The organism is Nocardioides sp. DN36 (assembly GCF_055380375.1).
Genome location: NZ_AP043823.1, coordinates 4507008 through 4532595, shown reverse-complemented (window position 1 = coordinate 4532595; position 25588 = coordinate 4507008). Strand labels below are relative to the sequence as shown.

Annotated in this window: 30 protein-coding genes; 17 read left to right on the top strand and 13 right to left on the bottom strand. The window is 72.1% G+C overall.

The genetic code is table 11. The annotated features are described in order from the left end of the window. Nucleotides 1-3 precede the first annotated feature (3 nt). Complete coding sequence (locus ACZ43H_RS22735) at nt 4-849, bottom strand: 3-hydroxybutyryl-CoA dehydrogenase (protein ID WP_464586591.1); 846 nt, start codon at nt 847-849, stop codon at nt 4-6. Between the two features lie 190 nt (nt 850-1039). Between ACZ43H_RS22735 and ACZ43H_RS22730 the strand changes: the two genes are divergently transcribed. Beyond that, the gene (locus tag ACZ43H_RS22730; RefSeq protein ID WP_464586590.1) at nt 1040-1912 is read left to right on the top strand and encodes an LLM class F420-dependent oxidoreductase; all 873 of its coding nucleotides are present in this window, start codon (nt 1040-1042) and stop codon (nt 1910-1912) included. Nucleotides 1913-1964: 52 nt separating this feature from the next. On the opposite strand, the gene ACZ43H_RS22725 is transcribed toward ACZ43H_RS22730, so the two are convergent. The 4 genes from ACZ43H_RS22725 to ACZ43H_RS22710 all read right to left on the bottom strand — a co-directional run bounded on the left by ACZ43H_RS22725 (nt 1965) and on the right by ACZ43H_RS22710 (nt 5099). Beyond that, nucleotides 1965-2642: a dihydrofolate reductase family protein gene (locus tag ACZ43H_RS22725; RefSeq protein WP_464586589.1), complete on the bottom strand. Its 678-nt coding sequence runs from the start codon at nt 2640-2642 to the stop codon at nt 1965-1967. Further along, the gene (locus ACZ43H_RS22720) at nt 2630-3193 is read right to left on the bottom strand and encodes a hypothetical protein (protein WP_464586588.1); all 564 of its coding nucleotides are present in this window, start codon (nt 3191-3193) and stop codon (nt 2630-2632) included. Before ACZ43H_RS22720 ends, ACZ43H_RS22725 begins: the two co-directional genes overlap by 13 nt. A 65-nt stretch (nt 3194-3258) precedes the next feature. Further along, on the bottom strand, nt 3259-4122 hold the full coding sequence (folP, locus tag ACZ43H_RS22715; protein WP_464586587.1) for a dihydropteroate synthase: 864 nt from the start codon (nt 4120-4122) through the stop codon (nt 3259-3261). Further along, the gene (locus ACZ43H_RS22710; RefSeq protein ID WP_464586586.1) at nt 4119-5099 is read right to left on the bottom strand and encodes a glucosyl-3-phosphoglycerate synthase; all 981 of its coding nucleotides are present in this window, start codon (nt 5097-5099) and stop codon (nt 4119-4121) included. Before ACZ43H_RS22710 ends, folP begins: the two co-directional genes overlap by 4 nt. A gap of 161 nt (nt 5100-5260) precedes the next feature. Here ACZ43H_RS22710 and ACZ43H_RS22705 point away from each other — a divergent pair, with 161 nt between their 5' ends. Then, the gene (locus ACZ43H_RS22705) at nt 5261-6148 is read left to right on the top strand and encodes a trypsin-like serine protease (RefSeq protein WP_464586585.1); all 888 of its coding nucleotides are present in this window, start codon (nt 5261-5263) and stop codon (nt 6146-6148) included. An 8-nt stretch (nt 6149-6156) separates the two neighbouring features. On the opposite strand, the gene ACZ43H_RS22700 is transcribed toward ACZ43H_RS22705, so the two are convergent. Both ACZ43H_RS22700 and npdG read right to left on the bottom strand, forming a co-directional pair. Further along, nucleotides 6157-6864: a VC0807 family protein gene (locus ACZ43H_RS22700; RefSeq protein WP_379184951.1), complete on the bottom strand. Its 708-nt coding sequence runs from the start codon at nt 6862-6864 to the stop codon at nt 6157-6159. A gap of 167 nt (nt 6865-7031) precedes the next feature. Next, nucleotides 7032-7706 (bottom strand): NADPH-dependent F420 reductase, encoded by a 675-nt coding sequence (npdG, locus tag ACZ43H_RS22695; RefSeq protein ID WP_464586584.1) that lies wholly within the window; start codon nt 7704-7706, stop codon nt 7032-7034. Between the two features lie 188 nt (nt 7707-7894). Here npdG and ACZ43H_RS22690 point away from each other — a divergent pair, with 188 nt between their 5' ends. Continuing rightward, the gene (locus ACZ43H_RS22690) at nt 7895-8650 is read left to right on the top strand and encodes a trypsin-like serine protease (RefSeq protein WP_464586583.1); all 756 of its coding nucleotides are present in this window, start codon (nt 7895-7897) and stop codon (nt 8648-8650) included. 24 nt (nt 8651-8674) lie between these two features. On the opposite strand, the gene ACZ43H_RS22685 is transcribed toward ACZ43H_RS22690, so the two are convergent. Next, on the bottom strand, nt 8675-9589 hold the full coding sequence (locus tag ACZ43H_RS22685; RefSeq protein WP_464586582.1) for an alpha/beta hydrolase: 915 nt from the start codon (nt 9587-9589) through the stop codon (nt 8675-8677). Nucleotides 9590-9740: 151 nt separating this feature from the next. Here ACZ43H_RS22685 and ACZ43H_RS22680 point away from each other — a divergent pair, with 151 nt between their 5' ends. From ACZ43H_RS22680 to ACZ43H_RS22665, 4 genes are all read left to right on the top strand, one after another. Further along, complete coding sequence (locus ACZ43H_RS22680) at nt 9741-10625, top strand: hypothetical protein (RefSeq protein WP_464586581.1); 885 nt, start codon at nt 9741-9743, stop codon at nt 10623-10625. A 112-nt stretch (nt 10626-10737) separates the two neighbouring features. After that, the gene (locus ACZ43H_RS22675) at nt 10738-11400 is read left to right on the top strand and encodes a LuxR C-terminal-related transcriptional regulator (protein WP_464586580.1); all 663 of its coding nucleotides are present in this window, start codon (nt 10738-10740) and stop codon (nt 11398-11400) included. Between the two features lie 213 nt (nt 11401-11613). Further along, on the top strand, nt 11614-12306 hold the full coding sequence (locus ACZ43H_RS22670; protein ID WP_464586579.1) for a hypothetical protein: 693 nt from the start codon (nt 11614-11616) through the stop codon (nt 12304-12306). Further along, a complete protein-coding gene (locus ACZ43H_RS22665; RefSeq protein WP_464586578.1) occupies nt 12296-12796 on the top strand; it encodes a hemerythrin domain-containing protein in 501 nt (166 codons plus the stop codon). Before ACZ43H_RS22670 ends, ACZ43H_RS22665 begins: the two co-directional genes overlap by 11 nt. A gap of 190 nt (nt 12797-12986) precedes the next feature. Here ACZ43H_RS22665 and ACZ43H_RS22660 read toward each other — a convergent pair whose 3' ends face one another. Further along, a complete protein-coding gene (locus tag ACZ43H_RS22660; RefSeq protein ID WP_464586577.1) occupies nt 12987-13832 on the bottom strand; it encodes an N-acetylmuramoyl-L-alanine amidase family protein in 846 nt (281 codons plus the stop codon). Nucleotides 13833-13973: 141 nt separating this feature from the next. Between ACZ43H_RS22660 and galE the strand changes: the two genes are divergently transcribed. Next, nucleotides 13974-14954, top strand: coding sequence for a UDP-glucose 4-epimerase GalE (galE, locus tag ACZ43H_RS22655; protein WP_464586576.1), 981 nt, complete (start codon nt 13974-13976; stop codon nt 14952-14954). Between the two features lie 160 nt (nt 14955-15114). Continuing rightward, nucleotides 15115-15360, top strand: a complete 246-nt coding sequence (locus ACZ43H_RS22650) for a hypothetical protein (RefSeq protein ID WP_464586575.1) — start codon at nt 15115-15117, stop codon at nt 15358-15360. A 36-nt stretch (nt 15361-15396) separates the two neighbouring features. Here the strand turns inward: ACZ43H_RS22650 and ACZ43H_RS22645 are convergent, their stop codons facing one another. Further along, on the bottom strand, nt 15397-15858 hold the full coding sequence (locus tag ACZ43H_RS22645) for a MarR family winged helix-turn-helix transcriptional regulator (protein ID WP_464586574.1): 462 nt from the start codon (nt 15856-15858) through the stop codon (nt 15397-15399). 154 nt (nt 15859-16012) lie between these two features. Here ACZ43H_RS22645 and ACZ43H_RS22640 point away from each other — a divergent pair, with 154 nt between their 5' ends. Genes ACZ43H_RS22640 through ACZ43H_RS22625 form a run of 4 tightly spaced genes read left to right on the top strand, consistent with a single transcriptional unit; the run spans nt 16013 to nt 19653 of the window. After that, nucleotides 16013-17788, top strand: a complete 1776-nt coding sequence (locus tag ACZ43H_RS22640) for a glycoside hydrolase family 15 protein (RefSeq protein ID WP_464586573.1) — start codon at nt 16013-16015, stop codon at nt 17786-17788. A gap of 46 nt (nt 17789-17834) precedes the next feature. Continuing rightward, nucleotides 17835-18854, top strand: a complete 1020-nt coding sequence (locus ACZ43H_RS22635; RefSeq protein ID WP_464586572.1) for an SDR family oxidoreductase — start codon at nt 17835-17837, stop codon at nt 18852-18854. Continuing rightward, nucleotides 18851-19192: a hypothetical protein gene (locus ACZ43H_RS22630; protein WP_464586571.1), complete on the top strand. Its 342-nt coding sequence runs from the start codon at nt 18851-18853 to the stop codon at nt 19190-19192. The genes ACZ43H_RS22635 and ACZ43H_RS22630 overlap by 4 nt, the downstream gene beginning before the upstream one ends. Beyond that, nucleotides 19189-19653, top strand: coding sequence for a hypothetical protein (locus tag ACZ43H_RS22625; RefSeq protein WP_464586570.1), 465 nt, complete (start codon nt 19189-19191; stop codon nt 19651-19653). Before ACZ43H_RS22630 ends, ACZ43H_RS22625 begins: the two co-directional genes overlap by 4 nt. A gap of 22 nt (nt 19654-19675) precedes the next feature. Here the strand turns inward: ACZ43H_RS22625 and ACZ43H_RS22620 are convergent, their stop codons facing one another. Together ACZ43H_RS22620 and ACZ43H_RS22615 are read right to left on the bottom strand one after the other, a co-directional pair. Further along, nucleotides 19676-19927, bottom strand: coding sequence for a hypothetical protein (locus ACZ43H_RS22620; RefSeq protein ID WP_464586569.1), 252 nt, complete (start codon nt 19925-19927; stop codon nt 19676-19678). Between the two features lie 179 nt (nt 19928-20106). Then, nucleotides 20107-20358, bottom strand: coding sequence for a hypothetical protein (locus tag ACZ43H_RS22615; protein WP_464586568.1), 252 nt, complete (start codon nt 20356-20358; stop codon nt 20107-20109). 393 nt (nt 20359-20751) lie between these two features. Here ACZ43H_RS22615 and ACZ43H_RS22610 point away from each other — a divergent pair, with 393 nt between their 5' ends. The 4 genes from ACZ43H_RS22610 (at nt 20752) to ACZ43H_RS22595 (ending at nt 24692) form a co-directional block, all read left to right on the top strand. Beyond that, nucleotides 20752-20883, top strand: coding sequence for a hypothetical protein (locus ACZ43H_RS22610; protein WP_464586567.1), 132 nt, complete (start codon nt 20752-20754; stop codon nt 20881-20883). 331 nt (nt 20884-21214) lie between these two features. Next, nucleotides 21215-22672: a sugar transferase gene (locus tag ACZ43H_RS22605; protein ID WP_464586566.1), complete on the top strand. Its 1458-nt coding sequence runs from the start codon at nt 21215-21217 to the stop codon at nt 22670-22672. Between the two features lie 49 nt (nt 22673-22721). Beyond that, nucleotides 22722-23714, top strand: coding sequence for a GDP-mannose 4,6-dehydratase (locus tag ACZ43H_RS22600; protein WP_464586565.1), 993 nt, complete (start codon nt 22722-22724; stop codon nt 23712-23714). A 9-nt stretch (nt 23715-23723) separates the two neighbouring features. Further along, the gene (locus ACZ43H_RS22595; protein ID WP_464586564.1) at nt 23724-24692 is read left to right on the top strand and encodes a GDP-mannose 4,6-dehydratase; all 969 of its coding nucleotides are present in this window, start codon (nt 23724-23726) and stop codon (nt 24690-24692) included. Nucleotides 24693-24750: 58 nt separating this feature from the next. On the opposite strand, the gene ACZ43H_RS22590 is transcribed toward ACZ43H_RS22595, so the two are convergent. Continuing rightward, nucleotides 24751-25521: an NPCBM/NEW2 domain-containing protein gene (locus tag ACZ43H_RS22590; RefSeq protein ID WP_464586563.1), complete on the bottom strand. Its 771-nt coding sequence runs from the start codon at nt 25519-25521 to the stop codon at nt 24751-24753. Nucleotides 25522-25588: the final 67 nt, after the last annotated feature.

Below are 25588 nucleotides of genomic sequence, written 5' to 3'. Positions count from 1 at the left end.
CCGTCACCGGTAGTCGTAGAACCCGCGGCCGGCCTTGCGCCCGAGCAGGCCGGCGTCGACCATGCGCGCGAGCAGCGGGGGCGCGGCGTACAGCGGCTCCTTGAACTCCTCGTAGAGCGACTCCGCGACGGCCTTGGTGGTGTCCAGCCCGATCAGGTCGGCCAGCGCGAGCGGCCCCTGCGGGTGGGCGGCGCCGAGCACGAGGCCGCGGTCGATGTCCTCGGCGGTGGCGAAGCCCGACTCGAGCATCCGGATGGCCGAGAGCACGAACGGGATCAGCAGCGCGTTGACCACGAAGCCCGCGCGGTCCTGGCAGTCGATGGCCTGCTTGCCCAGGGCGCCCTCGACGAACTCGCGCGAGCGCTTCGCGGTCTCGTCGGAGGTGAGCAGGCTCGGGACCAGCTCCACCAGCTTGAGCACCGGCACCGGGTTGAAGAAGTGGATGCCGATCACCTGCTGCGGGCGCTTGGTCACCACGCCCAGCTTCATGATCGGGATGGAGGAGGTGTTGGAGGCCAGGATCGCGTCGGGGTCGGTGACGATCTCGTCCAGCCGGCGGAACAGGTCGACCTTGGCGGCCTCGTCCTCGACGATCGCCTCGACGACGACCTGGCGGTCGGCCAGCTCCTCGAGGTCGGTGACGATCCGGATCCGCTCCAGCACGTCGGCCGCGGACTCGATCTTGCCCTTGGCCTCGGCCCGGCCCAGCGACGTCTCGAGGCGCTTGCGCCCCGCGGCCGCGGCCTGCTCGCTCGACTCGGCGACCACGACGTCGAGCCCGGCCCGGGCGCACACCTCGGCGATGCCGGCGCCCATCAGGCCGCATCCGACGACACCTACGTTGTTCATCTGTTCTCCCTCACGCATGGTTTTCCCGCGGTCGAACCTACTGAGCCGGTCCTGGGCGTCCGGCAGCCCCCCGGTCGGTGGGATTCGGCGCGAGAGTGATTCGCGTGCCGGTGGAGGCGATCGCTCACGCTGTTAGGCTGGCCGGCTTGGTGCGGCGCTGCCGCAACCGTCGTGTCTGCGGAGGTGTCCTGTGAAGCTGGGGCTGCACTACTGGAACTACTCGACGCCCGCTGATCCGGCGCGGATCGCACCAACGCTGGCCGAAACGGCGCGCGTCGCGGAGCAGGCGGGCTTCGCCTCGTTCACGGCCATGGACCACTACTTCCAGATGGAGACCCCGAGCACCGCGGCCGACGGGCCGATGCTCGAGGGCTACACGGCCCTCGGCTACGTGGCGGCGCTGACCGAGCGCATGACGCTCGGGCTGCTCGTCACGGGCGTGATGTACCGCCATCCCGGTCTGCTGGCGAAGATCGTCACCACCCTCGACGTGCTCTCCGGCGGTCGCGCGCGTCTCGGCATCGGCGCCTCGTGGTACGAGCGGGAGCAGCGCGGGCTCGGCGTGCCGGTGGTGCCGGTGGCCGAGCGCTTCGAGCGGCTCGAGGAGACGCTGCAGATCTGCAAGCAGATGTGGAGCGACGACAACGGGCCGTACGACGGAAGGCACTATCAGCTCGCGGAGACCGTCTGCGTGCCGGCGCCGCTGACCCGACCGCATCCGCCCGTCATGATCGGCGGAGGGGGTGAGAAGAAGACGCTGCTGCTCGTGGCGCGTTACGCGGACGCGTGCAACCTCTTCGGCTCCAGCCCAGAGGACGTGGCACACAAGCTCGACGTCCTGCGTTCGCACTGCACCGACGTGGGCCGCGACTACGACACGATCACGAAGACGGTGCTGGCGCTGCTGCCGCCGCTGGACGACCCGAAGGCGTTCCTGGCTCAGGCCGAACGGTATGCGCGCCTCGGCGTCACGGAGCTGCAGGTGATGCCGGACCGCGACCCGGTCGAGTTCGCGCATCGGGTGGGGCAGGACGTGCTACCGCAGCTCGCGCTGATCGACTGAGGGGCACGGACGTCGCCCGGAGGTTCGGAGGCCTCGGGGACGACATACTCGGTCAGAGCAGCCAGCGCGCCAGCAGCGTGTCGCCCTCCTCGACCAGCGAGGCCAGGGTGAGGGGTACGTCGAGCTCCGGGCCGTCGGTGATCCGCGGGTGGCTGCCGGCGACCAGGCGCGGCACCCAGGTGCACGCGAGCTCGTCGGCGACGCCCTGCGCGACCAGGTCGTGGAGCAGGTGCGGGCCGCCCTCGGAGAGGATGCTGGTCCAGCCGCGGGCGACCAGCCGGTCGCGCAGGTCGGTCAGGTCGACCCGGTGCGAGCCGCAGACCAGGACGTGCTCCTCGCCCAGCAGCTCGCGGGCCTCCTCGAGGCGCTCGGCGTGCGCGCAGGTCGCCATCAGCACCCGGCCCGGCTCGGCGCCGCGCAGCTTCTCGGGCACCTCGGCGCGTCGGCTGACCAGCACCAGCGGCAGGTCGGTGGGGCCGTAGCCCTCGGCGCGCGCGGTCCCGGCGCCGACCACGACGACGTCGGCGAGCCGGCGCAACAGGTCGAAGACCCGCTTGTCGGCGGGGTTGTTGATCGAGCCCGTGAGCCCCGAGCCGCCGGTGGCGGACCCGTCGACGGTGCTGACCATGTTGACCCGCAGCCACGGGGTCGACGGGACGGCGTACACCTCCGCCAGGTCGTCGTCGGACAGCTCCGCGCCGGTCGTGCCGGCACCGATCAGGAGTCGCATCGCCACCTCATCACCCAGTACTGCACGCCGAACGGGTCGTCGGCGTAGTCCACGGTCGTCTCGTGCGCGTCGGTCAGCAGGCCGCCGAGCGCGCGCAGGCCGGACACGTCGGCCCACAGCTGCGCCCCGAGCTCCTCGTCGAGGTCGGCCAGCGCGGCCGGGTCCGGCGTCCGCAGTGCCTTCTCGATCGCCTCGTCGAAGGCGGCCGCCCGCTCGTCGAGGTGCCCGGGCGCCTTCTCGGTGCGCATCGCGGAGCCGTTGCCGACGACGAGGTACGACGTCCCGCCGCCGGCCCGCCCGTCGGCGGCCCGCCCGTCGGTGGCCCGCCCGTCGGTGGCCCGCCCGTCGGTGGTCTGCCCGTCGGTGGTCGAGCCTGCCGAGACCGCGTCCAGCAGGTGCTCGGCCACCCGTCGCCCCTGCTCCGAGGCGACGACCCGCACCTCCCCGGTCAGCGACCCGACGGCGGCCAGGCAGGCGGCCCGCAGCTCGGCCACCGGGTCGGTCAGCCCGGCGTACTCCGGCAGGAGCGCGAGCACCCCCGGCACCAGCACGACGGATAGTCCGGCACGTTCTGACTCGTCGAGCCGGACCTGGGGTGCAGAAACGTGCCGGACCATCACTGGAGCCCCCGGATCGCTCGCGCCGGCCGGCGCCGACCGGCGATCGTGTTGACCATGTCGACCACCTGGCGGGTCTCGACGACCTCGTGCACCCGGTAGATCCGGGCGCCGGCGAGGGCGCAGACGGCGGTGGCGGCCAGGGTCCCGGTCAGCCGCGAGCCGACGGGGAGGTCGAGGCTCTCGCCGACGAAGTCCTTGTTGGACAGCGAGACCAGGACCGGCCAGCCCGTCTCGACCATCTCCCCCAGCCGGCGGGTCAGCTCGAGGGAGTGGAAGGTGTTCTTGCCGAAGTCGTGGGCCGGGTCGATCACGACCGACTCACGGGCGACGCCCGCCTCGAGGGCCCGCGACGCGTACGCCACGGTGTCGGCGATCGCGGCGGCGACCACGTCGTCGTACTCGAGGCGGTAGGGCCTGGTCCGCGGGGTCACGCCGCCGGTGTGGGTGCAGATGATGGCGGCGTCGTACGCCGCGGCCACGTCGACCAGCTCCGGGTCGGCGCCGCCCCACGCGTCGTTGAGCACGTCGGCGCCGGCCTCGCAGACCGCGGCGCCCACCGAGGCCCGCCAGGTGTCGACCGAGATCACCAGGTCGGGGAACTCCGCGCGCACCCGGGCCACGAAGTCCACGACCCGCGCCTTCTCCTCGGCCTCGTCGATGAACACCCCCGGCGCGGCCTTGATCCCGCCGATGTCGACGATCTCGGCGCCCTCCTCGACCACCTGGGCGACGCGCGAGAACGCCTTGTCCTCGGCCCAGGTCGCGCCCTGGTCGTAGAACGAGTCGGGGGTCCGGTTGACGATCGCCATCATCAGCGTCGCGTCGTCGCCGAACGCGTGCCGGCGCAGCCTGAGCGTCATGCGCCGCTCCGTACGACGCTGCGCGCCGGCGGCCGCTCGTCGACGCGTACGACGCGGTCGACGGGCTCGATCCGGCCCGCAGAGCCGGGAGCAGAGCCGGGAGCAGGGCGGTACTGGCGCAGCGCCACGTGGTTGCCTCCGGTGGTCGAGGTGCGAGCGGAGCGAGCCTCGAGACCCCCGGCACCCGATCGGTTGCCGATCGCGGCGAGGATCTGGGTGGCCATCGCCCCGAGGTCGAACAGGTCCTGGTGGCGGTGCGCCCGGCGGCCGAGGTCGACCTGGGCGATCGCGTCCACCCCGAGGGTGGCGGCGGTGTCGACGAGGGCGGCGAGCTCGACGGCGTACCCGGTCGGGACCGAGAGCGACTCGAACAGCGAACGGCGTACCGCCCACTCCCCCGCCAGCGGCTGCACCAGCCCGGCCAGCTCGGGGTGCTCGAGCGCGATCAGCGGACGGGCGACCAGCTCGGTGACCCGGCCGCCGTCCAGCGACCCGGCGCCGGGCCCGTCGAGCATCGGCCGCTCGTAGAACCCCTTGACCAGCCCGACGGACGGGTCGGTCAGCAGCGGTCCGAGCAGCCCGGGCACGAAGTGGGTGTCCCAGTCGACGAGGTCGGCGTCCATGAAGACGATCAGGTCGCCGCCTGTGACGAACAGAGACTTCCACATCGCCTCGCCCTTGCCGGGCACCGATCCGAGGTCGGGACGGATCTCCGCGGAGCGGTGCACGACCGCGCCGGCGTCGGTGGCGACGGCGTACGTGTCGTCAGTCGAGTCGGAGTCGATGACCACGATCTCGTCGAGCAGCGCGACGGTGTCCACCAGCGCCGCGCGCACGCGGGTGACGACGTCGCCGACGGTCGCGGCCTCGTTGCGGGCCGGGACGACCAGGCTCACGCTCGCCGCGCCCTTGGCCGCCAGCAGCTCGTCCAGCGACCACGCGTCCCAGTGGTGGGTGTTGCGCTCGAACCAGCTCATCCGAGGCCACCCAGGTCCATGGCGCGAGCGTATCCGGCGACCCGTAGCGGGCCGCGGACCCGGCCGGATACCGCATCAAGGGCATGCACCCGGGGGCGGTCGCGGCGCAGCGTGGGCCGGGACGCCGGCACCCTGCCGGCTCGGGACGAAGGGAGCCTCACATGCGTCGCATCGCGCTCATGACGGTCGGAGTGGTCCTGGCCCTGGTCGGGCTGGCACTGCCGGCCTCGGCGGTGACCAACGGGACCTACGACGGGAACAACCACCCCTACGTGGCCTACGAGGACAACGGGGTCTTCGCCTGCTCCGGCACGCTGCTCTCACCGACGGTGATGCTGACCGCGGCGCACTGCTTCAGCGACAGCACCTCCGCGCTGGGCACCAACACCAGGACCGGTGCGCCGCTGGTGCGGGTCACCTTCGAGCCGAACCTCGCCAACACGCCCTCGTCCCAGCTGCGCTGGTACGTCGGCAGCTACTACTACGACCCCGACTTCCAGATCGGCGGTGCGGGCGGCCTGCCCGGCTTCGACACCCACGACGTCGCGGTGATCGTCTTCGGCGAGCCGGGCTGCCACGCCCCGTCGGCCCCGAACTACGCGTGCGGCGCCATCCCCTCCTCGGCGACCTCGGGCCAGTACGGCGCGCTGCCGAGCCAGGACCTCGTCGACAGCCTGGCCATGAACAGCCCCGTGGACGTGGTCGGCTTCGGGGTGCAGAACTTCGTCCGCGGCGGCGGCAAGTGCGACCCGAACTGCAAGCCCACGCCCGGCGACGCGTTCACCCGCTTCTACGCCCAGACCACCCTGGTCGCGAGCAACAACTCGATCAGCGACGAGTTCATCAAGCTGCACTCCAACAAGGGCGGCACCTGCTTCGGTGACTCCGGCGGCCCGAACCTGGTCGGTGGCACCAACACCGTGATCGCGATCAACTCGTTCGTCGCGAACTCGGTGTGCAGCGGCAACACCTACTCCTACCGGGTGGACACCGCCGAGGCGCTGGCCTGGATCCGTGGCACGGTCGCCGCGCACGGAGGGAGCCTCTGACGCGGCGACTACGCGACCGGCACCGGCACGCGGCTGCCGCCGAGCAGGCCCTCCTTGCGGGCGACGGCGGCGGCGGCCGCGACGGTGACGGCCACACCGAGGACGGTGAGCCCGGCCATCGCGGCGTTCTTGAGCAGCACGAAGTCGACCATCGACTGGGTCATCAGCAGCCACAGGGTGGCCACGCCCTTGAGCAGCACCACGAACGCCCAGAGCAGGGTCAGGTGCCAGAACAGCTTGCGGATCGCCGGACGGGACGCGACCTCGTGGGTCAGCGGGTAGAAGTCCGCGGCCAGCCGGGCGACCACCGGGCGGGCGGTGGCCAGGGACAGCAGGAACGCCGCGCCGACCAGCGCGTCGGTGGCCACCGGCTGGGCGAAGTAGACGAACGTGTTGCCGGTCATGAGCGTGAAGATCGTCTTCCCGGTCATGATCGTGACGGTCAGCGCGAGCATCCCGGACATCGGGCGCCTGGTGGCCCAGCGCCAGACGATGGCGCCGTAGGTCCAGGCGAGCGCGGCCAGCAGGGCCGCGGTGATGCCGTAGAGCACGAGCGCGAGGTAGAAGACGACGCCGGGGACCACGACGGCGACCAGCAGGCTCGCCGCGAGGCGGCCCATGATCGACCGCATGGACGGGGGCGCCGCGGGCTCAGGACTGGTGTCGACGTCGAGGTCGGCAGCGCGATCGAGGACGAGGGTGCCGGCAGGGGTCATCGGTGGCCCGTCTCCGGTCAGGGACCGGGGCTGGAGGGACGCCGGATACGTCGGGGAAGAGATCCCCGCGTGTGAGAAGTTCTCGGCTCCTCGATTTTACCTTGGCACCCTTGCCGACCGTGAATCCCCGACGACCCCTGCGGCAGGGACCTTCGCCCCGTCACGGGTCAGACGTCGGTGATCCGCAGCCCGGAGTGCGCCTTGTAACGGCGGTTGATGCTGATCAGGTTGGCGGTCAGCGCCTCGACCTGGTGGGCGTTGCGCAGCCGGCCGCCGTACAGGCCGCGGACGCCGGGGATCGTGTCGGCGAGCGCCTGCACCAGGTCCGTGGCCTCCCGGACCTCGCCGAGGACGAGCACGTCGGTGTCGACGCTCTCGACCTCGGGGTCGTCGAGCAGCACCGCGCTGACGTTGTGGAAGGCGCCGACCACGGTGCTGTCCGGGAGGAGCACGGCGGCCTGCTGCGCGGCCGACCCCTCCTCCACCTGGAGGGCGTAGGCGCCCTGCTTGTCGAAGCCGAGCGGGTTGACGCAGTCGACGACGACCTTGCCGGCCAGCTCGCCCGCGAGTCCCTCCAGCAGCTCGCCGTGCCCGTCCCACGGGACCGCCACCACGACGACGTCGCCGGCCGCGGCGGCGCCGGCGTTGTCCTGCCCGGTGACGTCGCCACCGGTGGCCGCGGCGAGCTCGGCCGCGGTCTCGCCGGCCCGCTCGGCGCTGCGGCTGCCGATCACGACGGGGATGCCCGCGGCGGCGAACCGCCGGGCCAGCCCGCGGCCCTGGGGCCCGGTGCCGCCGAGGACGGAGACGGTCTTGCCGGCGAGCAGGTCGGGAAGGGTCACGGTGGCTCCTGGGGTCTGCGGCGGGGTCGGCAGCGGTCGGCGGCGCGGCCCGCTCAGGCTAGTGCGGTCGCCAAGTCGCCCGCTCCGCCCCCTCCCGCGGCGGACGACGCGGTGGCAGCATGGCCGGGCGGCGTGATCGCGCGCTGCGCCCCGGTGGGCCACGAGCCCCGCTCTCGGAAAGGTCTCTCATGCTGCGACGCCTCACCCTCGGCCTCACGGCCCTCGCCGCCCTGGCCATCGCCGCCCCGGCCGCGGCGGTCACCAACGGCAGCCCGGACGGCAACCGGCACCCGAACGTGGGCGCCCTGGTCGCGCCGCAGGCCTACTCGGACGGCACCTGGACCTACTGCTCCGGCACGCTGATCAGCCCGACCGTGTTCCTCACCGCCGCGCACTGCGGCGAGGGCGGCGACGGCCGGGTGCGGGTGACGTTCTCCTCGGCGTACCAGGACGGCGACACGACGTACTCCGGCACCTTCCACGGCGACCCGGCCTACTCGCAGACCCAGAGCGACCCGCACGACATCGCGGTCGTCGTGCTCGACAAGCCGGTCAAGGGCATCGCCCCGGCGAAGCTGCCCGGCGCCGGGTCGCTGTCGTCGCTGCCGAAGGACCAGAAGTTCACGTCGGTCGGCTACGGCGCCTACGAGGTCACCAACGAGCCCGGCGGCCACCAGTACCTCTACGACGACGTCCGCAACGTCGCGACCGGCACCCTGAACTCCATCAACCCCTCGTGGCTGCGGATCTCGATGAACGCCTCGACCGGCAACGGCGGGACCTGCTACGGCGACTCCGGCGGCCCGAACTTCCTCGGTACGTCAAACACCGTCGCCGCGACCACGATCACCGGTGACGCGATCTGCCGGTCCACGAACGTCGACTACCGGCTGGACACGCCGTCGGCGCGGTCGTTCCTGGGGCAGTACGTCGCGCTGCCCTGACCCTGCCTGACCGCGCACGCATGGTCAGTCGTGCAGCAGCCGGCGGATCCGGCCGATCACGTCGTCGACCGCCGCGGCGGCGCCGGCGCTCCACGGCCCCATCTCCATGAAGCCGTGGATCATGCCGTCGCAGGTGACCCGGTCGACGCGCACGCCGGCGGCCGCGAGCTTGTCGGCGTACGCATTGCCCTCGTCGCGCAGCGGGTCGAGCTCGGCGGTCACCACCAGCGCCGGCGCGACGCCGGTCAGGTCACCCAGGATGGGCGAGAGTCTGGGGTCGGCGGGGTCGAGGTCGGTGACGCTGCCGACGTACTGCTGGAGGAACCACACCATGGTCGGCTCGTCGAGGAAGTAGCCCTGGCCGTTCTCGGCCCGCGACGGGTAGTCACCGAACTTGTCCACGGCCGGGTAGAGCAGCACCTGCGCCCGGACCTCCTCGCGCAACGTCTGGGCCACCACCGCGGACAGGTTGCCGCCGGCGCTGTCCCCGCCGACCGCGAGCCGGGTGCCGGGCAGGTGCTCGGCGGCCCACCGGGTCGCGGCGATCGCGTCCTCGACCCCGGCCGGGAACGGGTGCTCGGGCGCGAGCCGGTAGTCGATCGCGAGCACCGTCGTCCCCGCCCCGCGGCAGATCCGCCGGCAGGTCTGGTCGTGGGTGTCGAGGTCGCCGAGGACGTAGCCGCCGCCGTGCAGGAAGACCAGCGTGGGCGTGCCCATGTCGCTCTCTGCGTCGGTCTCCGGACGGTAGAGCCGCGCGGGGCGACCGGCCACGGTCAGCTCCTCGACCGACCCGACGGGGATGACGTCGCCGGGCTTCACGAAGTCCACGTTCAGCGTCCGGAACGCCGCCCGCGCCTCCTCGGGCGTCCCCTCGTGCATCTTCTTCTCGGCGGCGTTGACGAAGTCGAGCAAGGTCTTGAGCTCCGGGTCCAGTGCCATGCGGGCGAACCTACCCGCCGGTACGTCGGGCAGTTGGCGCGCTCACCCAACGGACTCAGTCGGGGAGCACTCGCATCCAACGCGAACTGCCTCCGCTCGTGCCTGTGGACAACCGAACGACTCCCCGACCCCGACGGGGCAGTAGTCCGGTATGACCAAGAAGACCTACCTGACCGCCACCGAGGCGCTCATCCGACTGGGCGGCATCGCGACCAGGCGTGAGCTGCTCGCCCTGACGACCCGCCGACGACTCCAAGCCGCTACGGATGCCGGGGACGTGATCGAGCTGGGTCGCTCGCGCCTGGCCCTGCCGACTGCCGACGCCACCCGGTGCGCGGCCGTCCGGCTCGGCGGCACGATCTCGCACCTGAGCGCGGCCCAGCACTGGCAGTGGAAGGTCAAGCTGCCACCCGACGAGCCGACGATCACCGTGCCCCGCCGGCGTCACGGGCTGGCGGCCGACGACGTCGAGCTGCACTGGGGCGACCTGCCCGCCGACCGGGTCCGCGACGGGGTCACCTGCCCGGTGCAGACCGTCATCGACTGCGCCCGCGCCTACGGCTTCGACGTCGCACTCGCGGTGGCGGACTCCGCGCTCCGGGCCGGGATCAGCCGCGATGAGCTCCTCGCGGCCGCGAAGGCGTCACCCCGCACCGGCCACGCGAAGGCGGTCCGGGTCATCGAGGCCGCGGACCCACGGGCAGCGAACCCGTTCGAGTCCGTGCTGCGCGCGATCGCTCTCGAGGTCCCGGGTCTCGTGGTCGAGCCGCAGCAGTGGGTGGGGAACATCGGCCGCGCCGACCTCATGGACCGCCGGCTCGGGCTGGTGATCGAGGCCGAGTCGTTCGAGTTCCACGCCGACACCGACTCCTTCGGCCGCGACGTACGGCGCTACACCGGGTTCGCCCGTGCGGGCTGGACCGTCGTCCGGTTCACCTGGAAGGAGGTGATGTTCGAACCCGACTACGTCCGGGCCGTGCTCACCGCCCTGGTCGCCCTCGGCCCCCGTGCCCGTCTCACCCAGCCAGCAGCGTGAGCACGAACGGAGGCAGTTCGGCCCTGCAGCACCGGCCCCGAGCGGGGCCGAGGCGACTGGACGGACGAACTGCCCCGCGGGCGGGAGCGGGACCTTGTCTAGGCTCGCCGACATGGCACCTGACCAGGCACCGATCCGCATCGCCGTCAACGACGACTACGAGCTCGTCGTCGCCGGCGTGGCCGTGATGCTCGCGCCGTACGCCGAGCGGGTGGAGGTCGTCGAGCTGGACTCCAACGCGCCGACGGTCAGCGACGTCGACATCGTCCTCTACGACACCTTCGGCCAGGAGCAGGGCGGGCACATCGACGTCGGCCGCATCGCGCGCGACGGCCGCCCGAAGGTCGTGGTCTTCACCTGGAACCTCCAGCGCGAGCTGGTGGAGGGCGCGATCTCGGACGGCGCGGTCGGGTACCTCTGGAAGGGCATGCCCGCCGCCGAGATGGTCGCGGCCCTCGAGGCGGTGCACGAGGGCAAGATCGTCACCCCGCCCGACGACGCCCGGAGCAACCCCGACGTCGGGGGCTGGCCCGGGCAGGACCTCGGCCTCTCGGCCCGGGAGGCGGAGGTCTTCGCGCTGCTCACCCAGGGGCTGACCAACCAGGAGATCGCCGACCGGGTCTACCTGAGCATCAACACGGTCAAGACCCACCTCAAGACGGCGTACCGCAAGGCCGGCGTCTCCCGCCGGTCCCAGGCGGTGGCGTGGGGGCTCGAGCACGGCTTCGCCCCCGACCGGGTCCGCATCCTCGACCCGCAGGTCGACGAGTTCTGAACGGACACCTGGTCTGGCAGGCCTCGGACTCCCGCACACTGCGTAAGGGCGAGTCCCCGAGGCCCGCCAGCACCTGCTCCGTAGCCGCCGCCCGAGGTCGGCAAACCCACCCGATCGGGTGATCCGGCGGCGAGGCTCCCCCGACCGGGTGAGGTTCGGCGCGGCCGGGCCGGGTACGGCCCACGCCTACCCCCGATCCCCCGAGGAGGCGGTGTGCCCGCACCACGAGATCTCCCTCGCGCGACCCTGTCCGCCGGCGGCGCAGCCCTGGCCACGGCCACCCGGGCGGTCGCGGCGGTCCGGCCCGCCCGCAAGCCGCTGCACCCCACGGGCGAGGTCGTCCACGGCCGGATCTACCGGCGAGGCTCGGAGCCGAGGACGGGCGTCGCATGGCTCGACGAACCGGGCGAGGACGACGTCGTCGTGCGCCGCTCCCGCGCGGTGGGCCTGCCCCGCCGCTGGCCGGACATCCACGGCCTCGCGGTGCGCGTGCACACGCAGGACGGCGACGGGGACCTCCTCTTCGCCACGACCGGCCGGGGCCGGATCAGCCGGTTCGTGCTCACCGCGAGCCGACGGCCCCGCGGCCGGCCCCTGACGACGCTCCTCCCCTACGACACCGACTCCGGTGCGCTGCTGCTCGGCGCGGTCGGCGTCGGCGCCGAGACCTACGAGCTGTCCTGGGCCAGGCCGGCCGGCGAGTGGCACGTGTTCGCGGTGCTCCGCCTCTCGCGGACCCCGGGGGACGACCCGGAGATCTCGTTCGACCCTGTCCGGCACCAGCTCGCCGGGCTCCGCCAGTTCCCAGCAGTACGCCGGCTCCGCGAGCCGGCGTACCTCCGGGCCCGTCGATCGCGGGCCAACCACGAACCCACCACCACCAAGGAGAACACCCATGTCGACTGACGCCATCGTGATGCTCAAGGACGACCACAAGGAGATCCTGCGCACCTTCAGGGACTTCGAGGAGGCCGGCGAGGAGGCCCACAAGACCAAGGGCCGGCTCGTCGAGAAGATGATCGAGCTGCTGACCGTGCACACCTACATCGAGAACGAGGTGATGTACCCGCGCGTCCGCGAGCTCGTCCCCGAGCTGGAGGACGACGTCCTCGAGTCCTACGAGGAGCACCACGTCGCCGACGTCCTCGTGGTGGAGCTGTCGGCCATGCAGCCGTCCGACGAGCGCTTCACCGCCAAGACCACGGTGCTGATCGAGAACGTCCGCCACCACATCGAGGAGGAGGAGGACGAGTGGTTCCCGAAGGTGCGGGAGGCGCTCGGCCGCAAGGTCCTCCAGGAGCTCGGCGCGGACATGGCCGAGGCCCGCAAGAAGGCGCCGACCAAGCCGTCCCAGCCGAGTGCGCTGAAGAAGACGATCGACGCCGTCATCTCCTGACTCGTCGGCCACCCGGCCGGGCAGTTCGGGCCCGCGCCGGGTGGCTCAGGCGGCGGGCGGGCGCGACCGGCACCCGACTGCCCGGCCGTACGGCCCTCGGGCCACCAGGTCCATCAGGACCTCGCGCACGGCTCTCGAGGCGTTCTCCACAGGCCACCCGGTACGCCGGCCCCGCGCCAGCGCGCCGAAGTCAGCGCAGGTAGTGCCGCACGCCCCGCACCAGCGCCCGCGCGTAGGTGTCCCGGCCGGAGGCCGTGGTCATCCGGTGGGCGTCGCGGCGATCGCGCATGTTGCCGAGCTCGACCATCACGACCGGGACGTCGGAGAGGTTGAGCGTGCCGAGGTCGGAGCGGAAGTCCAGCCCGTCGCCGCCGGCGATGTAGTTGGCGACCGGGACCCCGGCCGAGCGCAGGGCGGCGCGGGACTCGCGGGCGAGGCGGTGCGAGGACTTGTAGATGTCGTGGGTCCAGGGCTTCCGGTCGGTCGGCGCGATGACGTGGAAGCCGCGAGCGCCCGCGGCGGTGTTCCCGTCGCCGTGGATGCTGATCTTGAGGTCGGCGGGGGCCTTGTTGCCGGCCCGGCCGCGGGCGTCCACGCACGGACCCCAGCGGTCCTCACGGTTGCTGTGCCGGGTGAGCACGACCGTCGCGCCGAGGCGGACCAGCCGCGCCTTGACCAGCTTCGAGACCCGCCACGCGAAGGTCGCCTCCGGATAGCCGCCGTTGGTGGCCGTCCCGGTGGTGTTGCACGGCTTCTCGAACCCGCCGGCCGGGACCGGCCGGTTGATCTTGCGCGGGTAGTTGTGGTTGCCGAGCTGGTGACCGGGGTCGATGACGATCCTGCGTCCCGCGAGCGGCCCGGCGGGCTCGGCCCGGGGGTCGAGCTGCGGGTCGAGCTCGGGGTCGACCTTTTCGGCGGACAGTGTGTCGCCGTCGGCCACCAGGCTGACGTCGGCGGCGCCGACCACGTCCTGCGACCAGACGACCTCGCCGACCACGCCCGCGACCAGCAGGACGAGGGCGAGCAGGGGCAGCATGATTCGGCGATTCACAACCGGACCACCCTAACGGCGACCGGGCCGTGCGCGGGCACCCGCGCCGCGCGTCCCGGGGAGGCCGCGGCGCGATCCCCTATCCTGACCCGTCTGCGGTCCGATGCGTTTCGATAGGAGTCTGACGTGACCTGGTTGGTGACTGGTGGAGCCGGCTATATCGGGGCGCACGTCGTCCGCTCGCTGGCGGAGGCGGGCATGCAGCCGGTCGTGCTCGACGACCTCTCCTCCGGGTTCGAGGCGTTCGTGCCCGACGGTGTGCCGTTCGTCCGCGCCACGCTGCTGGACCGCGCCGCGGTGGAGTCGGCGCTCGACGACCACGGCGTCGAGGGCGTCATCCACATCGCCGGGTTCAAGTACGCCGGGGTCTCGGTCTCCCGCCCGCTGCACACCTACGAGCAGAACGTCTCGGCCACGGTGATCCTGCTCGACGCCATGCAGGCGCGGGGCATCGACAAGCTGGTGTTCTCGTCCAGCGCCGCGACGTACGGCACCCCCGACGTCGACCTCGTCACCGAGGAGACCGCGACCGGGCCGGAGTCGCCGTACGGCGAGAGCAAGCTGATCGGCGAGTGGCTGCTCAAGGACGTGGAGCGCGCGCACGGGCTGCGGCACACCTCGTTGCGCTACTTCAACGTGGTGGGGTCGGGCTCGAAGGAGCTCTTCGACGCGAGCCCCCACAACCTGTTCCCGCTGGTGTTCGACGCGCTCTACCGCGGCGCGACGCCGCACATCAACGGCACCGACTACCCGACGCCGGACGGCACCTGCGTGCGCGACTACATCCACGTCTCCGACCTGGCCCTGGCGCACGTGGCTGCCGCCCGCCGGCTGGTCGACGGCGAGCCGCTCGAGCGGGTCTACAACCTCGGCAGCGGCGAGGGCGTCTCGGTGCGCCAGATCATGGACGCGATCCGGGAGGTGACCGGCGTCGACTTCGAGCCCACGATCAAGGAACGCCGTCCCGGCGACCCGGCCCGGATCGTGGCGAGCGGCGAGCTGGCCGCCCGCGACCTCGGCTGGGAGATGCGCCACGACCTGCGCGAGATGGTGCGCAGCGCCTGGGAGGCGCGCCAGGCCGCCGGCGACGCCTACCCGAAGAGCTGAGCCAGATCGGTCGGCCGGCGGAGGTTTCGTACGCCGGCCGGCGGGCATGGTGCTCGCTGAGCGGGGGGCTCGCGATCGTCGTCGACCCCTCGGAGCCCTCGTTGACCCTCACCGCCCGCCCGACCGGCGCCCCCGCCCGCGACCACCAGGAGCGCTGACCATGGACGTCGTACCCAACTTCAGTGACGCCGAGGGCAATCCAGCTCAGGACGGCGTCGCCGCCGCGGATCGTGGCGACATGCGCAGATCGTGGGCGGAGGCCCTGTGGGCCGACGAGGGTGAGCCCCTCACCACGCCCTTCGAGGACTGGTGCACCTCCCAGGGCATCCACCCCGAGAAGTTCGGCGCGTGGGAGAGCTACCAGGCGATCCGTACGACGCGCGACGGCTCCGGCGTCACAGCCTGATCCACCGCGGGCGCCGGCAGTGCCCGCTGCCCTGCGTCACCCGAGCACGGTGACCCAGTCCCGTTCCGCGGCCTCGTGCGCCGCGTCGCTGAAGGCGCGCAGCCCCGCCAGGACCGCCTCGACGTCGTGGACGGCCATGCTGTCCAGGACCTGACGCACCTCCTCGCGCCGCCGGTTCGACACCGCGTCGACCACCTCTCGCCCGGCACCCGTCAGCGCGATCTGCACCACCCGACCGTCCCGCTCGGAGCGCCGGCGTTCGACCAGCCCGAGCCGCTGCAGCCGGTCGCAGTGCCGGGTGGCGTTGGAGGGGTTCACCCCCAGCTCGGCGGCGATGTCACCGACCGTCTGCTCGCCCCGGGCGGCCAGAAGCACCAGCAGCCGGTGCTGGACCAGGGTCACCTCGACCGGTGAGGCCGCCACCGAGTGCACCGACAGGCCCACCAGGGCGCGGCTGGCGCGCAGGAACTCCTCGACCAGCTCGTCAAGCTCCGTCACGACCGTAGCTCCTTCACCGAACATCACTGCGCTTGAGCATATATGCTCCAGCGCATATTTTTCTGTTGGTCGGGTACTCCCCAACCCGACGGTCACAGTCCCGATGACAGGAGGAAACCACCCCCATGGCCCGCCCGACCTGCTCCCCCGCCCGGTGAGGGCCCCGTTCCCACCCGTCCCGCTGCGGCAGTACGCACTGCTCGCGGACGGCGAGCGTGGCGCCCTGGTCGGCCCGCGCGGCGACGTCGCGTTCCTGTGTGCCCCGCGCTGGCACGACGACGCGGTGTTCTCCAGCCTCCTCGGTGGTGCCGGCAGCTACGCCGTCACCCCCACCAGCGACCGGTTCGTCTGGGGCGGGCACTACGACCAGGACACGCTCATCTGGCGGGGTCGCTGGGTGGCCACGAACGCCGTGGTCGAGTGCCGCGATGCGCTGGCCCTGCCCGGCGACCGCGACCGGGTGGTGCTGCTGCGCCGGGTCGAGGCCACGCTCGGCGACGCGCACGTCCGCGCCACCCTGGAGTGCCGCGCCGAGTTCGGCGCCCGCCCGATGACGGTGCGCCGCAGCGCGGCCGGTGTCTGGGAGGGCCGCACCGGTGACCTGCGCTACCGCTGGTCGGGCGTCCCCGCGCACGCGCGCCTCGACGACGGGCGCATCAGCGTCCACCTCGACGTGCCCGAGGGCGGCCACCACGACCTGGTCCTGGAGATCAGCCGCGACCCGCTGCCCGGCGCACCACCCGACGCGGCCGGCGCCTGGGCCACCACCGAGCGCGCCTGGCGCGACGCCGTGCCCGACCTCGACGCGTCGGCGGCCCCCGGGGAGTCGCACCACTCCTACGCGGTGCTGCGCGGCCTGACCGGCGCCACCGGTGCCATGGTCGCCGCAGCCACGACCGCGCTGCCGGAGCGTGCCGACCAGGGCCGCAACTACGACTACCGCTACGCCTGGATCCGCGACCAGTGCTACGCCGGCCAGGCCGCCGCCGTGGTCGGGGGCCACGACCTGCTCGACGCCGCGGTCCGGTTCGTCTCGGAGCGTGTGCTCGAGGACGGCCCGCGGCTGCGGCCGGCGTACACGGTCGACGGCGACCCGGTGCCCGACGAGCGGCGGCTGACGCTGCCCGGCTATCCCGGCGCGCCGGTCCGCGTGGGCAACCGCGCGAACAGCCAGTTCCAGCTCGACGCCCTCGGCGAGGCGCTGCTGCTCCTCGCCGCCGCGGACCGCGCAGGACGCCTCGACGGGCTCGGCGAGAAGGCGGTCGAGGCGGTCGTCGAGGCCGTCGTCGCGCGGCAGCACGACCCCGACGCGGGGATCTGGGAGCTCGAGGACCGCCGTTGGGCACACTCCCGACTGATGTGCGCAGCGGGCCTGCGCGCGGTGGCCGACCGGCGCACCGGCCGGGTCGCGGCGGACTGGCAGCAGCTCGCCGACCGGCTGGTCGCCTCGGTCGACCGCGACTGCCGGCACCCCGACGGCCGCTGGCAGCGCTCCCCCGCCGACGCCGGCGTGGACGCCGCGCTGCTGCTGCCCGGCATCCGCGGCGCGGTCCCGGCAGACGACCCCCGGCACGTGCTGACCTGCCGCGCGGTCGTCCAGGAGCTGACCGACGACGGCTACGTCTACCGCTTCCGGCAGGACCCCCACGTGCCGTTCCACGACTCCGAGGGGGCGTTCGTCCTCAGCGGCTTCCACCTCTCGCTCGCCACGCTCCAGCAGGGCGACGTCGCCGCGGCGCTGAGGTGGTTCGAGCGCAACCGGGGCGCCCTCGGGCCGCCGGGCCTCTTCACCGAGGAGTACGACGTGGTGCAGCGACAGCTGCGCGGCAACCTGCCGCAGGCGTTCGTGCACGCCGTGCTCCTCGAAACCGCGCAGCGGCTCGGTGAGGCGGGGGTCCCGTCGCGTGGGTTCTGGGCGCGGAGCAGGTAGTGCGACAGGTGCAGCAGACGAGGAGACACGAGAGAGGGAGGAACACATGACATCGGACGAACGCCGACGCGTGGTCGTCGTGACCGGCGCGACGGGAGGGATCGGGCGGGCCACCGCCCGGATGTTCGCGGCACGCGGGGACTCGGTGGCGCTGCTCGCCCGCGGCACCACCGGCCTGGACGCGGTGGCCGCGGAGGTCGAGCAGGCCGGGGCGCAGGCCCTGACGGTCAGCGTCGACATGTCCGACCACCGGGCCGTCGAGAAGGCGGCCGACGAGGTCGAGGAGGTGCTCGGCGAGATCGACGTGTGGGTCAACGTCGCCTTCACCTCGGTGTTCGCGCGGTTCGTCGACATCGAGCCCGAGGAGTTCCAGCGGGTGACCGACGTGAGCTACCACGGCTACGTCAACGGCACCCGGTCGGCGCTGCGGCGGATGCTGCCTCGGGACCGCGGCACGATCGTGCAGGTCGGCTCGACGCTGGCCTACCGGGGCATCCCGCTCCAGTCGGCGTACTGCGGCTCCAAGCACGCCCTCCAGGGCTTCCACGAGTCGCTGCGCACCGAGCTGCTGCACGACCGCAGCAACGTGCACGTCACGATGGTGCAGATGCCGGCGGTCAACACCCCGCAGTTCTCCTGGGTGCTGTCCCGGCTGCCGCACCAGGCCCAGCCGGTGCCGCCGATCTACCAGCCCGAGGTGGCCGCACGAGGCGTCGTGTACGCCGCGGACCACCCGCGGCGGCGGGAGTACTGGGTCGGCGAGACCACCGCGGCCACGCTGCTGGCGAACGCCGTCGCCCCGGGCCTGCTCGACCGCTACCTGGCCCGCACCGGCTTCGGGGCCCAGCAGACGGGGCAGCCCAAGCCGCCGGACCAGCCGGCGAACCTCTGGGAGCCGGCCGACGGCCCCAGCGGCCAGGACTTCGGCGCGCACGGCCTCTTCGACGACAGGTCCTGGGGCAGGTCCCCGCAGCTGTGGGCCTCCCAGCACCACGGGACGCTCGGCGCCGCGGCGGCCGCCGTGGCCGCCGGGGCCCTCGCGCTGACCCGGTGGAGGAAGCCGTGAGGCGCCCGGACGCCGCCCGCCTGGCCCTCGGCGTGGTGGCGCTCGCCCAGCCGGGCCTGCCGGTCCGCCTGACCAGGTCGCGGGACGGCGTCGGCGTGCGGCGTACGGTGCGCGTCCTCGGCGGCCGGTACGTCGTCCAGTCGCTGGGCGGCCGCTGGTTGCACCGGGCCTGGGTGCCGGAGGCCGACGCGGCGGTCGACGTGGTCCACGCCGCGTCGATGGTGGGCTTGGCCGCGTTCGTGCCGAACCGCCGACGGCTGGTGCTGACCAGCGCCGCGCTGGCGGTGGCGTTCGCCGCCGCCGACCTGGCCGAGGCGCGCCGGGAGGAGCGGTCATGATCGACGACCCGCAGGTGCGACGGGCCTCGCGGCAGGTGGACCGCCGACGGGAGGCGCTGATCCGGCGCACCCACCGGGCACCACGGCCGCCCCTGGCCGCGCTCGGGGCCCTGGTGGGGCTGCTGGTCGCGGGATTCCTGCTGGTGGCGCAGTGGGAGATCTACCCCACGGGGAGCGAGGCGCAGACCAACGGTCTGTGGGCGCTCGGCTTCGCGATCGCGACTGCCGGAGGGGCGCTGCGGATCCTCGTGGGCCAGCCCGGCCGTCACCTGGCGTCGGTGGTGGCGCTCCTCGGCAGCGGCGTGGGGCTGCTGCTGCGAGCGCTCCTGGCCGGCCACGAGGTCGGCGCCACCGCGATCAGCGCGGGGGTGTGCGGCGGCGTGCTGGTGGCGTGTGGGCTGGTGGCGCTGGCATCGCCGGCCACCTCGGTGGACCAGCTACCGGGCCCGCCCGACGGCTGACCCGGTCACGAGGCGCAGGGCCTCAGGAGAGGACGCTGTCCGAGAGGTCGTCGTCGAGCGACCGCGGGTCCGGGACCTCGGCGAGACCGTCGTCCTGAAGGGTCAGCTCGGGCAGGTCTGCCAGGATGGTCAGGTCGTGGCTGGAGCGGGGGTCGATCCACACCCGCTCCGCGCCGACGCGGTGCAGGGCCTTCTCGATCGCGGTCAGCAGCTCGTCGACGACGTGCGGCCCGATCGGGGAGTGCAGGGTGAGGATCTTGCGGGTGTTCGCCACGAGCGGCCTTCCGGAGTTGACGCAGCAGGGGACGGACATCCGGGTCGTCGAGGGACGGGGGAAACCCAAGAAGCCGTCGTAAGAGTAAACGGAAGAGTAACCCTTACGCGTCATTACCAGCGAAGTGACGTCGACGCGTCGTGCGCCACACCGATCTCACCACAAGTGAGCAGTGACACTCAGGCGTGGCGCGGGGCCGGCAGGTCCGGGACGACCTCACCGCAGGACTCGTCCCCGTCGAGGACGGCACCGTCCGGCGCGACGTCGGCGAACTCCGCCATGACCACGAGCTCGGGGCAGAAGCGGCCGTCGATCCAGATACGGGAGGCACCGGTCCGCTCGAGCGACTGCTCGATGCAGGTGAGGAGGTCGTCGAGGATCTGCTTCGGGACGGGTGAGTGCACGGTGACGATCTTGCGAGGGAGTGCCATCACGGCATCACCTTCTCCGGTCCGCGGGCCCTGCGGCTGGACCCTGGCACCCGGAGTCACATCGGCTGGCGAGCCCGAGTGCCCGCCCACACCGTCCCCCGTGTGTTGATCACGACGCTAGACCTTCTGCATCCGTCTTGAGGTGGTCTTGAAGTTTTCTTCACCTTCCCGTGACACGGTGGGAACCAGCCTGGTCTAGCCACAACTCAAGAATACGTTTCGACCGCCGATGCCTAGAGCATCGTCTCGGAAAGCACAGCTCCCTGTACCGCACCACATGGCCCTGCCGCTGGGGCCCGGTTCGAGCCACGTCGCCGCAGGCGTCGTGACGGGAAGAGAGTGACCATGGGACTCATCCACTGGGATGACGTGCGCGATAGCCGGGACTCGGGCTTGAACACGCCCTTCGAGGACTGGTGCGAGGCCGAGGGCCTCCACCCCGAGCATCCCGACGCGTGGGACCTCTTCGAGCGCAGCGCCACCACGGCTCCCGGCACCCCGGACCCATCGCTCGGCGTTGCCTGACCTGGCGGTCGTTCGTCGTACCATTCTCCCGGGCCAGCGACGTCCCTCCAGGGCCGTCCTCGACTGACCGTCACGCGCCAGCCGAGACGACGACGGCGGCGCCACCCCGAGGGGTGAAGGACGCGGCAAAGCCCTGCGCGGACGCACCGGATCGCGTATCACATGTCGGGCGCGTAACCACGGGGTGACGCGAACGGTTGACTCTGTAAACAAAGGAAGTTTCCATGTCACGGGGGGTGTCGATGGGACAAGATGGAAGCTCGATGACAACGGAGCCATCCCCGCCCACCCGCCCCTCCCCCGCCAGGGCGCTTCGACTGGACACAACTCCATGACTCTTCTCTCGGACAGCCGGCAACGGCTCGGCAGCACCACCCCTAGTCGCGCCCTGCGCGCGCTCCCCGCAACGGCACTGACGGTCGACCTGGCCGTGATCGCCGGCGTCGGGACCATCGCGGCCCTCGGCCGGCAACGACTCTCCGTGTTCGAGAACTCGACCAACGTGGTCGACAGCCTCGGGCTCGCGGGTCCGCTCATCCTGCTGGCCTGGGTCCTGGCCATCGCCATGCTCGGCGGCTACCAGCCCACCGTCTTCGGGGCCGGCACCGAGGAGTACAAACGGGTCGTCAACGCCACTCTCGTGACCGCGGGCGTGGTGGGCATCGGCTGCTACCTCGCCAAGTTCGAGCTCTCCCGCGGCTTCTTCGTGCTCGCCTTCGTGGTGGGCCTGCCCACCTTGGTGCTCGGTCGCTTCGTCCTGAGGCGGGTCCTGCACAGCGCACGCCGGCGCGGCACCCTCCTCCAGCGGGTGCTCATCGCGGGCTCGGTCGTCCACATCGACGAGATCGCGTCCGTCCTGCGCCGCGAGCCCTGGCTGGGCTACAACATCGTCGGCGCGCTGACCCCCGAGCACGAGCTCACCGAGGAGACCTCGACCGGCATCCCCGTCCTCGGCAACGCCGACGAGGCGACCGACCTCGCGAAGCGGTCCGGCATCGACGTGATCTTCTTCGCGGGTGGCGCCCTCAGCTCGGCGGCTCAGATGCAGAAGATCGTCTGGGACCTCGAGCACGAGAACGTGCAGGTGGTCGTCGCGCCCAGCGTCACGGACATCTCCAGCGAGCGGGTGCGGGTGCACCCGGTCGGCGGCCTCCCCCTCATCCACATCGACCCGCCCACCGCGACCGACGCGTCCCGCTGGGCCAAGCGGCTCTTCGACGTCTGCGGCTCGTTCCTGCTCATCTGCGCCTTCAGCCCGCTGTTGGTGTTCACGGCGCTGCGGATCAAGGCCCACGACCGCGGCCCGGTGCTGTTCCGACAGACCCGGATCGGGCGCAACGGCGAGGAGTTCGCCTGCCTGAAGTTCCGGACCATGGTGGTCGACGCCGAGTCCAAGGTCGCCGAGCTCCAGCGTCAGCTCGGCGAGAGCGCCCTGCTCTTCAAGATGAAGGACGACCCCCGCATCACGCCGCCCGGCAAGTGGCTGCGGCGCTACTCCGTCGACGAGCTCCCGCAGCTGTTCAACGTCCTCAAGGGCGACATGAGCCTGATCGGCCCGCGTCCCCAGGTCGCGCGTGAGGTCGCCCTCTACTCCGGCGGCATGTCCCGACGGCTGCGGGTGCGGCCCGGCATGACCGGACTGTGGCAGGTGTCGGGCCGCAACGACCTCACGATCAGCGAGGCCATCCGGCTCGACCTCTACTACGTGGACAACTGGTCGATGCTGCAGGACCTCTCCATCCTGGCCCGCACCTTCGGCGCCGTGTTCGGCTCCCGCGGCGCTTACTGAGCGGGAGCGACGACAGGCCCGGGCGTGCCTCTCGGGCACAATCCCCCGTATGCCCACCGCGCTCATCACCGGCATCACCGGTCAGGACGGCCTCTACCTCGCCGAGCTGCTGCTTTCCAAGGGGTACGACGTACACGGGCTGATCCGGGGCCAGAACAACCCCAAGCGCGAGCTGGTCGAGCGACTGCTCCCCGACGTACGCCTCCACAACGGCGACCTCACCGACATGTCCAGCCTGCTGCGCGCGCTGCGCGACTCCGACCCCGACGAGGTCTACAACCTCGGCGCGGTCTCGTTCGTCGCGTACTCCTGGGAGAACGCCCACCTGACCACCGACGTGACCGCCAAGGGCGTGCTGAACATGCTGGAGGCGCTGCGCCTGCACAGCGGATATCGGGCGGGCGGTCAACCCGGCGGGGTGCGCTTCTACCAGGCGTCGAGCTCGGAGATGTTCGGCAAGGTCCAGGAGTCGCCGCAGCACGAGCGGACCCTGCTGTGGCCGCGGTCGCCGTACGGCGTGAGCAAGGTCTTCGGGCACCACATGACCATCAACTACCGCGAGTCCTACGGGATGCACGCCTCATCGGGGATCCTCTTCAACCACGAGTCGCCGCGCCGCGGCCCGGAGTTCGTGACCCGCAAGATCAGCCAAGCGGTGGCCCGGATCAAGCTGGGCCTGCAGGACGAGGTGGTGCTCGGCAACCTCGACGCCGAGCGCGACTGGGGCTTCGCCGGCGACTACGTCGAGGCAATGTGGCTGATGCTGCAGCAGCCGCAGGGGGACGACTACGTGATCGCCACCGGCGAGGCGCACTCGATCCGCGACTTCCTGGACGCCGCGTTCCGCCACGTCGGGATCGAGGACTGGGCGCCCTACGTCCGCCAGGACGAGCGCTTCATGCGGCCCGCGGAGGTCGACCACCTGATCGGCGACGCGAGCAAGGCCCGGGAGGTGCTGGGCTGGAAGCCGCGGGTGTCGTTCCCCGAGCTGGTCGCGCTGATGGTCGAGGCCGACCTCGAGGCGACCCGGCAGGGCTGGTGACGGGCCGCCATGCGTGACAGAGCACGAGCGTTCGTCACCGGGATCGGGGGCCAGGACGGCGGCTACCTCGCCGAGCGGCTGCTCGCCGACGGTGTGGAGGTGCACGCGCTGGCGCACGCCGACGAGCCGCTGCCGGACCTCACTGCGCTCGGCCTGGAGGCCGTGGAGCTGCACGTCGGCGACCTGACCCGGACCGAGCAGGTGCGGGCGCTGGTGGTGGACCTGGCGCCGGACGAGGTCTACAACCTGGCTGGGCTCTCCTCGGTCGCCCGCTCGTGGTCCGAGCCGGAGCTCACCGCCCGCGTCAACGCGCTGGCGGCCGCCTCGCTGATGGGCTCGGCGTGGGAGGCGCAGGAGAAGTCCGGCCACCCGGTCCGCTTCGTGCAGGCCTCGAGCGCCGAGATCTTCGGGGAGCCCCCGACCAGCCCGCAGGACGAGTCGACGCCGATCCGGCCGGTGAACCCGTACGGCGCCGCGAAGGCCTACGCCCACCTGATGGTCGACGTGCACCGCCGCCGCGGGCTGCACGCGGTGAGCGCGATCCTCTACAACCACGAGTCCCCGCGTCGGCCCGCCCACTTCGTGACCCGCAAGATCACCAGCGGCGTGGCCGCGATCGCCCGCGGGGAGGCCGACGGGCTGGTGCTCGGCAACCTCGATGCCCGCCGCGACTGGGGCTGGGCGCCCGACTACGTCGACGCGATGGTCCGGGCCGCGCGCGCCGAGACACCGCGCGACTACGTGGTCGCCACCGGGGCCGGCCACACGGTGCGGGACTTCGTCGCCACGGCGTTCGCCCGGGCGGGGATCACCGACTGGGAGGGCCTGGTCACGGTCGACCCCGAGTTCGTCCGGCCGGCCGATCCGACTGACCTGGTCGGTGACGCGACGCGGGCGCGGGAGCTGCTCGGCTGGACCCCGACCGTGGGCTTCGAGGAGCTGGTCGGCCGGATGGTGGACGCCGACCTCCAGAAATGAGTCGTGCGGCCCAGGGTGCACCATGGCGCACCCTGAGCCGCACGTGTGACGAGCGTCGTCAGAACCGGCAGAGCACCTGCGGCTTGCCGACCGCCCCATCGGCGTCATCGTCGTCAGAGAGCGGGGTGAACTCGATCCGCAGCCGGAGCACGTTCGAGACGGTCAGGGACCGCGTCTCGGACTCACCCAGAGGGAACGTGCGGTCGAAGATCGAGTTCCCGTCGCCCAAGATCTCGATCTCGCCAAGCGCGCCCGTCGCGGACTCGTCGCTCAGGCCCATCGTGCCCTTCAGCGTGGAGCACTTGCGGCTGAGGTTGTACTCGACCCACGCGTCCTGCCATCCGGCCCAGGCGTTGAGAGACTTCTTGTAGACCGTTCCGTTGATCGAGACGGCGTCGCCGGCCTCGATCGAGCCGCTGGAGTCCACCCTGTCCAGATCGCTGAGGTAGTGCCAGCGGTAGACAGCGACCCGCATCTCGGCGCTGTAGCCGGTGCTCCGCTTCTTGGTCCCGGGCATGACGACCCGGTACGTCGTGGGCTTGACCGAAGCGGGCCGGTCAGCGACCCGGAAGGTCCCGTCGCTCTTGATCTTGGCGTGCCGCACCAGCTCCCAGGCCTTCTTGCCGTGGCGGACCTGCAGGTCGACCCGGCTGCCGGCCTTGGCAGGGGTGACCGAGCCGGTGAACTTCACGGGGTCGCCGATGACGACCGAGCTGGTCGAGGCGGTCGCAGTCACCTCGAAGGCCCCACCGGCGTTGGCTGCGACCACGGGGAGGCCGATCAGCGCCGTGAGCAGGGATGCGGAAAGTAGCGAGAGCGTACGGCGCACTTGGTTCCTCCGGATGAGACGTAGGTCGTACGCGCAGGTTACGAGCACCATCTGAGCCGTCGGGTGC

Coding starts and splice junctions, on each gene's coding strand:
- ACZ43H_RS22725 (WP_464586589.1), bottom strand. CDS start 2,642: ATGCGACTCCTGATCGGTGCCGGCACGACCGGCGCGGAGCTGTCCGAC.
- ACZ43H_RS22710 (WP_464586586.1), bottom strand. CDS start 5,099: ATGAGCTGGTTCGAGCGCAACACCCACCACTGGGACGCGTGGTCGCTG.
- ACZ43H_RS22665 (WP_464586578.1), top strand. CDS start 12,296: ATGTCGACTGACGCCATCGTGATGCTCAAGGACGACCACAAGGAGATC.
- ACZ43H_RS22700 (WP_379184951.1), bottom strand. CDS start 6,864: ATGACCCCTGCCGGCACCCTCGTCCTCGATCGCGCTGCCGACCTCGAC.
- ACZ43H_RS22705 (WP_464586585.1), top strand. CDS start 5,261: ATGCGTCGCATCGCGCTCATGACGGTCGGAGTGGTCCTGGCCCTGGTC.
- ACZ43H_RS22600 (WP_464586565.1), top strand. CDS start 22,722: ATGCCCACCGCGCTCATCACCGGCATCACCGGTCAGGACGGCCTCTAC.
- ACZ43H_RS22690 (WP_464586583.1), top strand. CDS start 7,895: ATGCTGCGACGCCTCACCCTCGGCCTCACGGCCCTCGCCGCCCTGGCC.
- ACZ43H_RS22650 (WP_464586575.1), top strand. CDS start 15,115: ATGGACGTCGTACCCAACTTCAGTGACGCCGAGGGCAATCCAGCTCAG.
- ACZ43H_RS22615 (WP_464586568.1), bottom strand. CDS start 20,358: ATGGCACTCCCTCGCAAGATCGTCACCGTGCACTCACCCGTCCCGAAG.
- folP (WP_464586587.1), bottom strand. CDS start 4,122: ATGACGCTCAGGCTGCGCCGGCACGCGTTCGGCGACGACGCGACGCTG.
- ACZ43H_RS22680 (WP_464586581.1), top strand. CDS start 9,741: ATGACCAAGAAGACCTACCTGACCGCCACCGAGGCGCTCATCCGACTG.
- ACZ43H_RS22635 (WP_464586572.1), top strand. CDS start 17,835: ATGACATCGGACGAACGCCGACGCGTGGTCGTCGTGACCGGCGCGACG.
- ACZ43H_RS22735 (WP_464586591.1), bottom strand. CDS start 849: ATGAACAACGTAGGTGTCGTCGGATGCGGCCTGATGGGCGCCGGCATC.
- ACZ43H_RS22660 (WP_464586577.1), bottom strand. CDS start 13,832: ATGCTGCCCCTGCTCGCCCTCGTCCTGCTGGTCGCGGGCGTGGTCGGC.
- ACZ43H_RS22675 (WP_464586580.1), top strand. CDS start 10,738: ATGGCACCTGACCAGGCACCGATCCGCATCGCCGTCAACGACGACTAC.
- ACZ43H_RS22625 (WP_464586570.1), top strand. CDS start 19,189: ATGATCGACGACCCGCAGGTGCGACGGGCCTCGCGGCAGGTGGACCGC.
- ACZ43H_RS22605 (WP_464586566.1), top strand. CDS start 21,215: ATGACTCTTCTCTCGGACAGCCGGCAACGGCTCGGCAGCACCACCCCT.
- ACZ43H_RS22595 (WP_464586564.1), top strand. CDS start 23,724: ATGCGTGACAGAGCACGAGCGTTCGTCACCGGGATCGGGGGCCAGGAC.
- ACZ43H_RS22685 (WP_464586582.1), bottom strand. CDS start 9,589: ATGGCACTGGACCCGGAGCTCAAGACCTTGCTCGACTTCGTCAACGCC.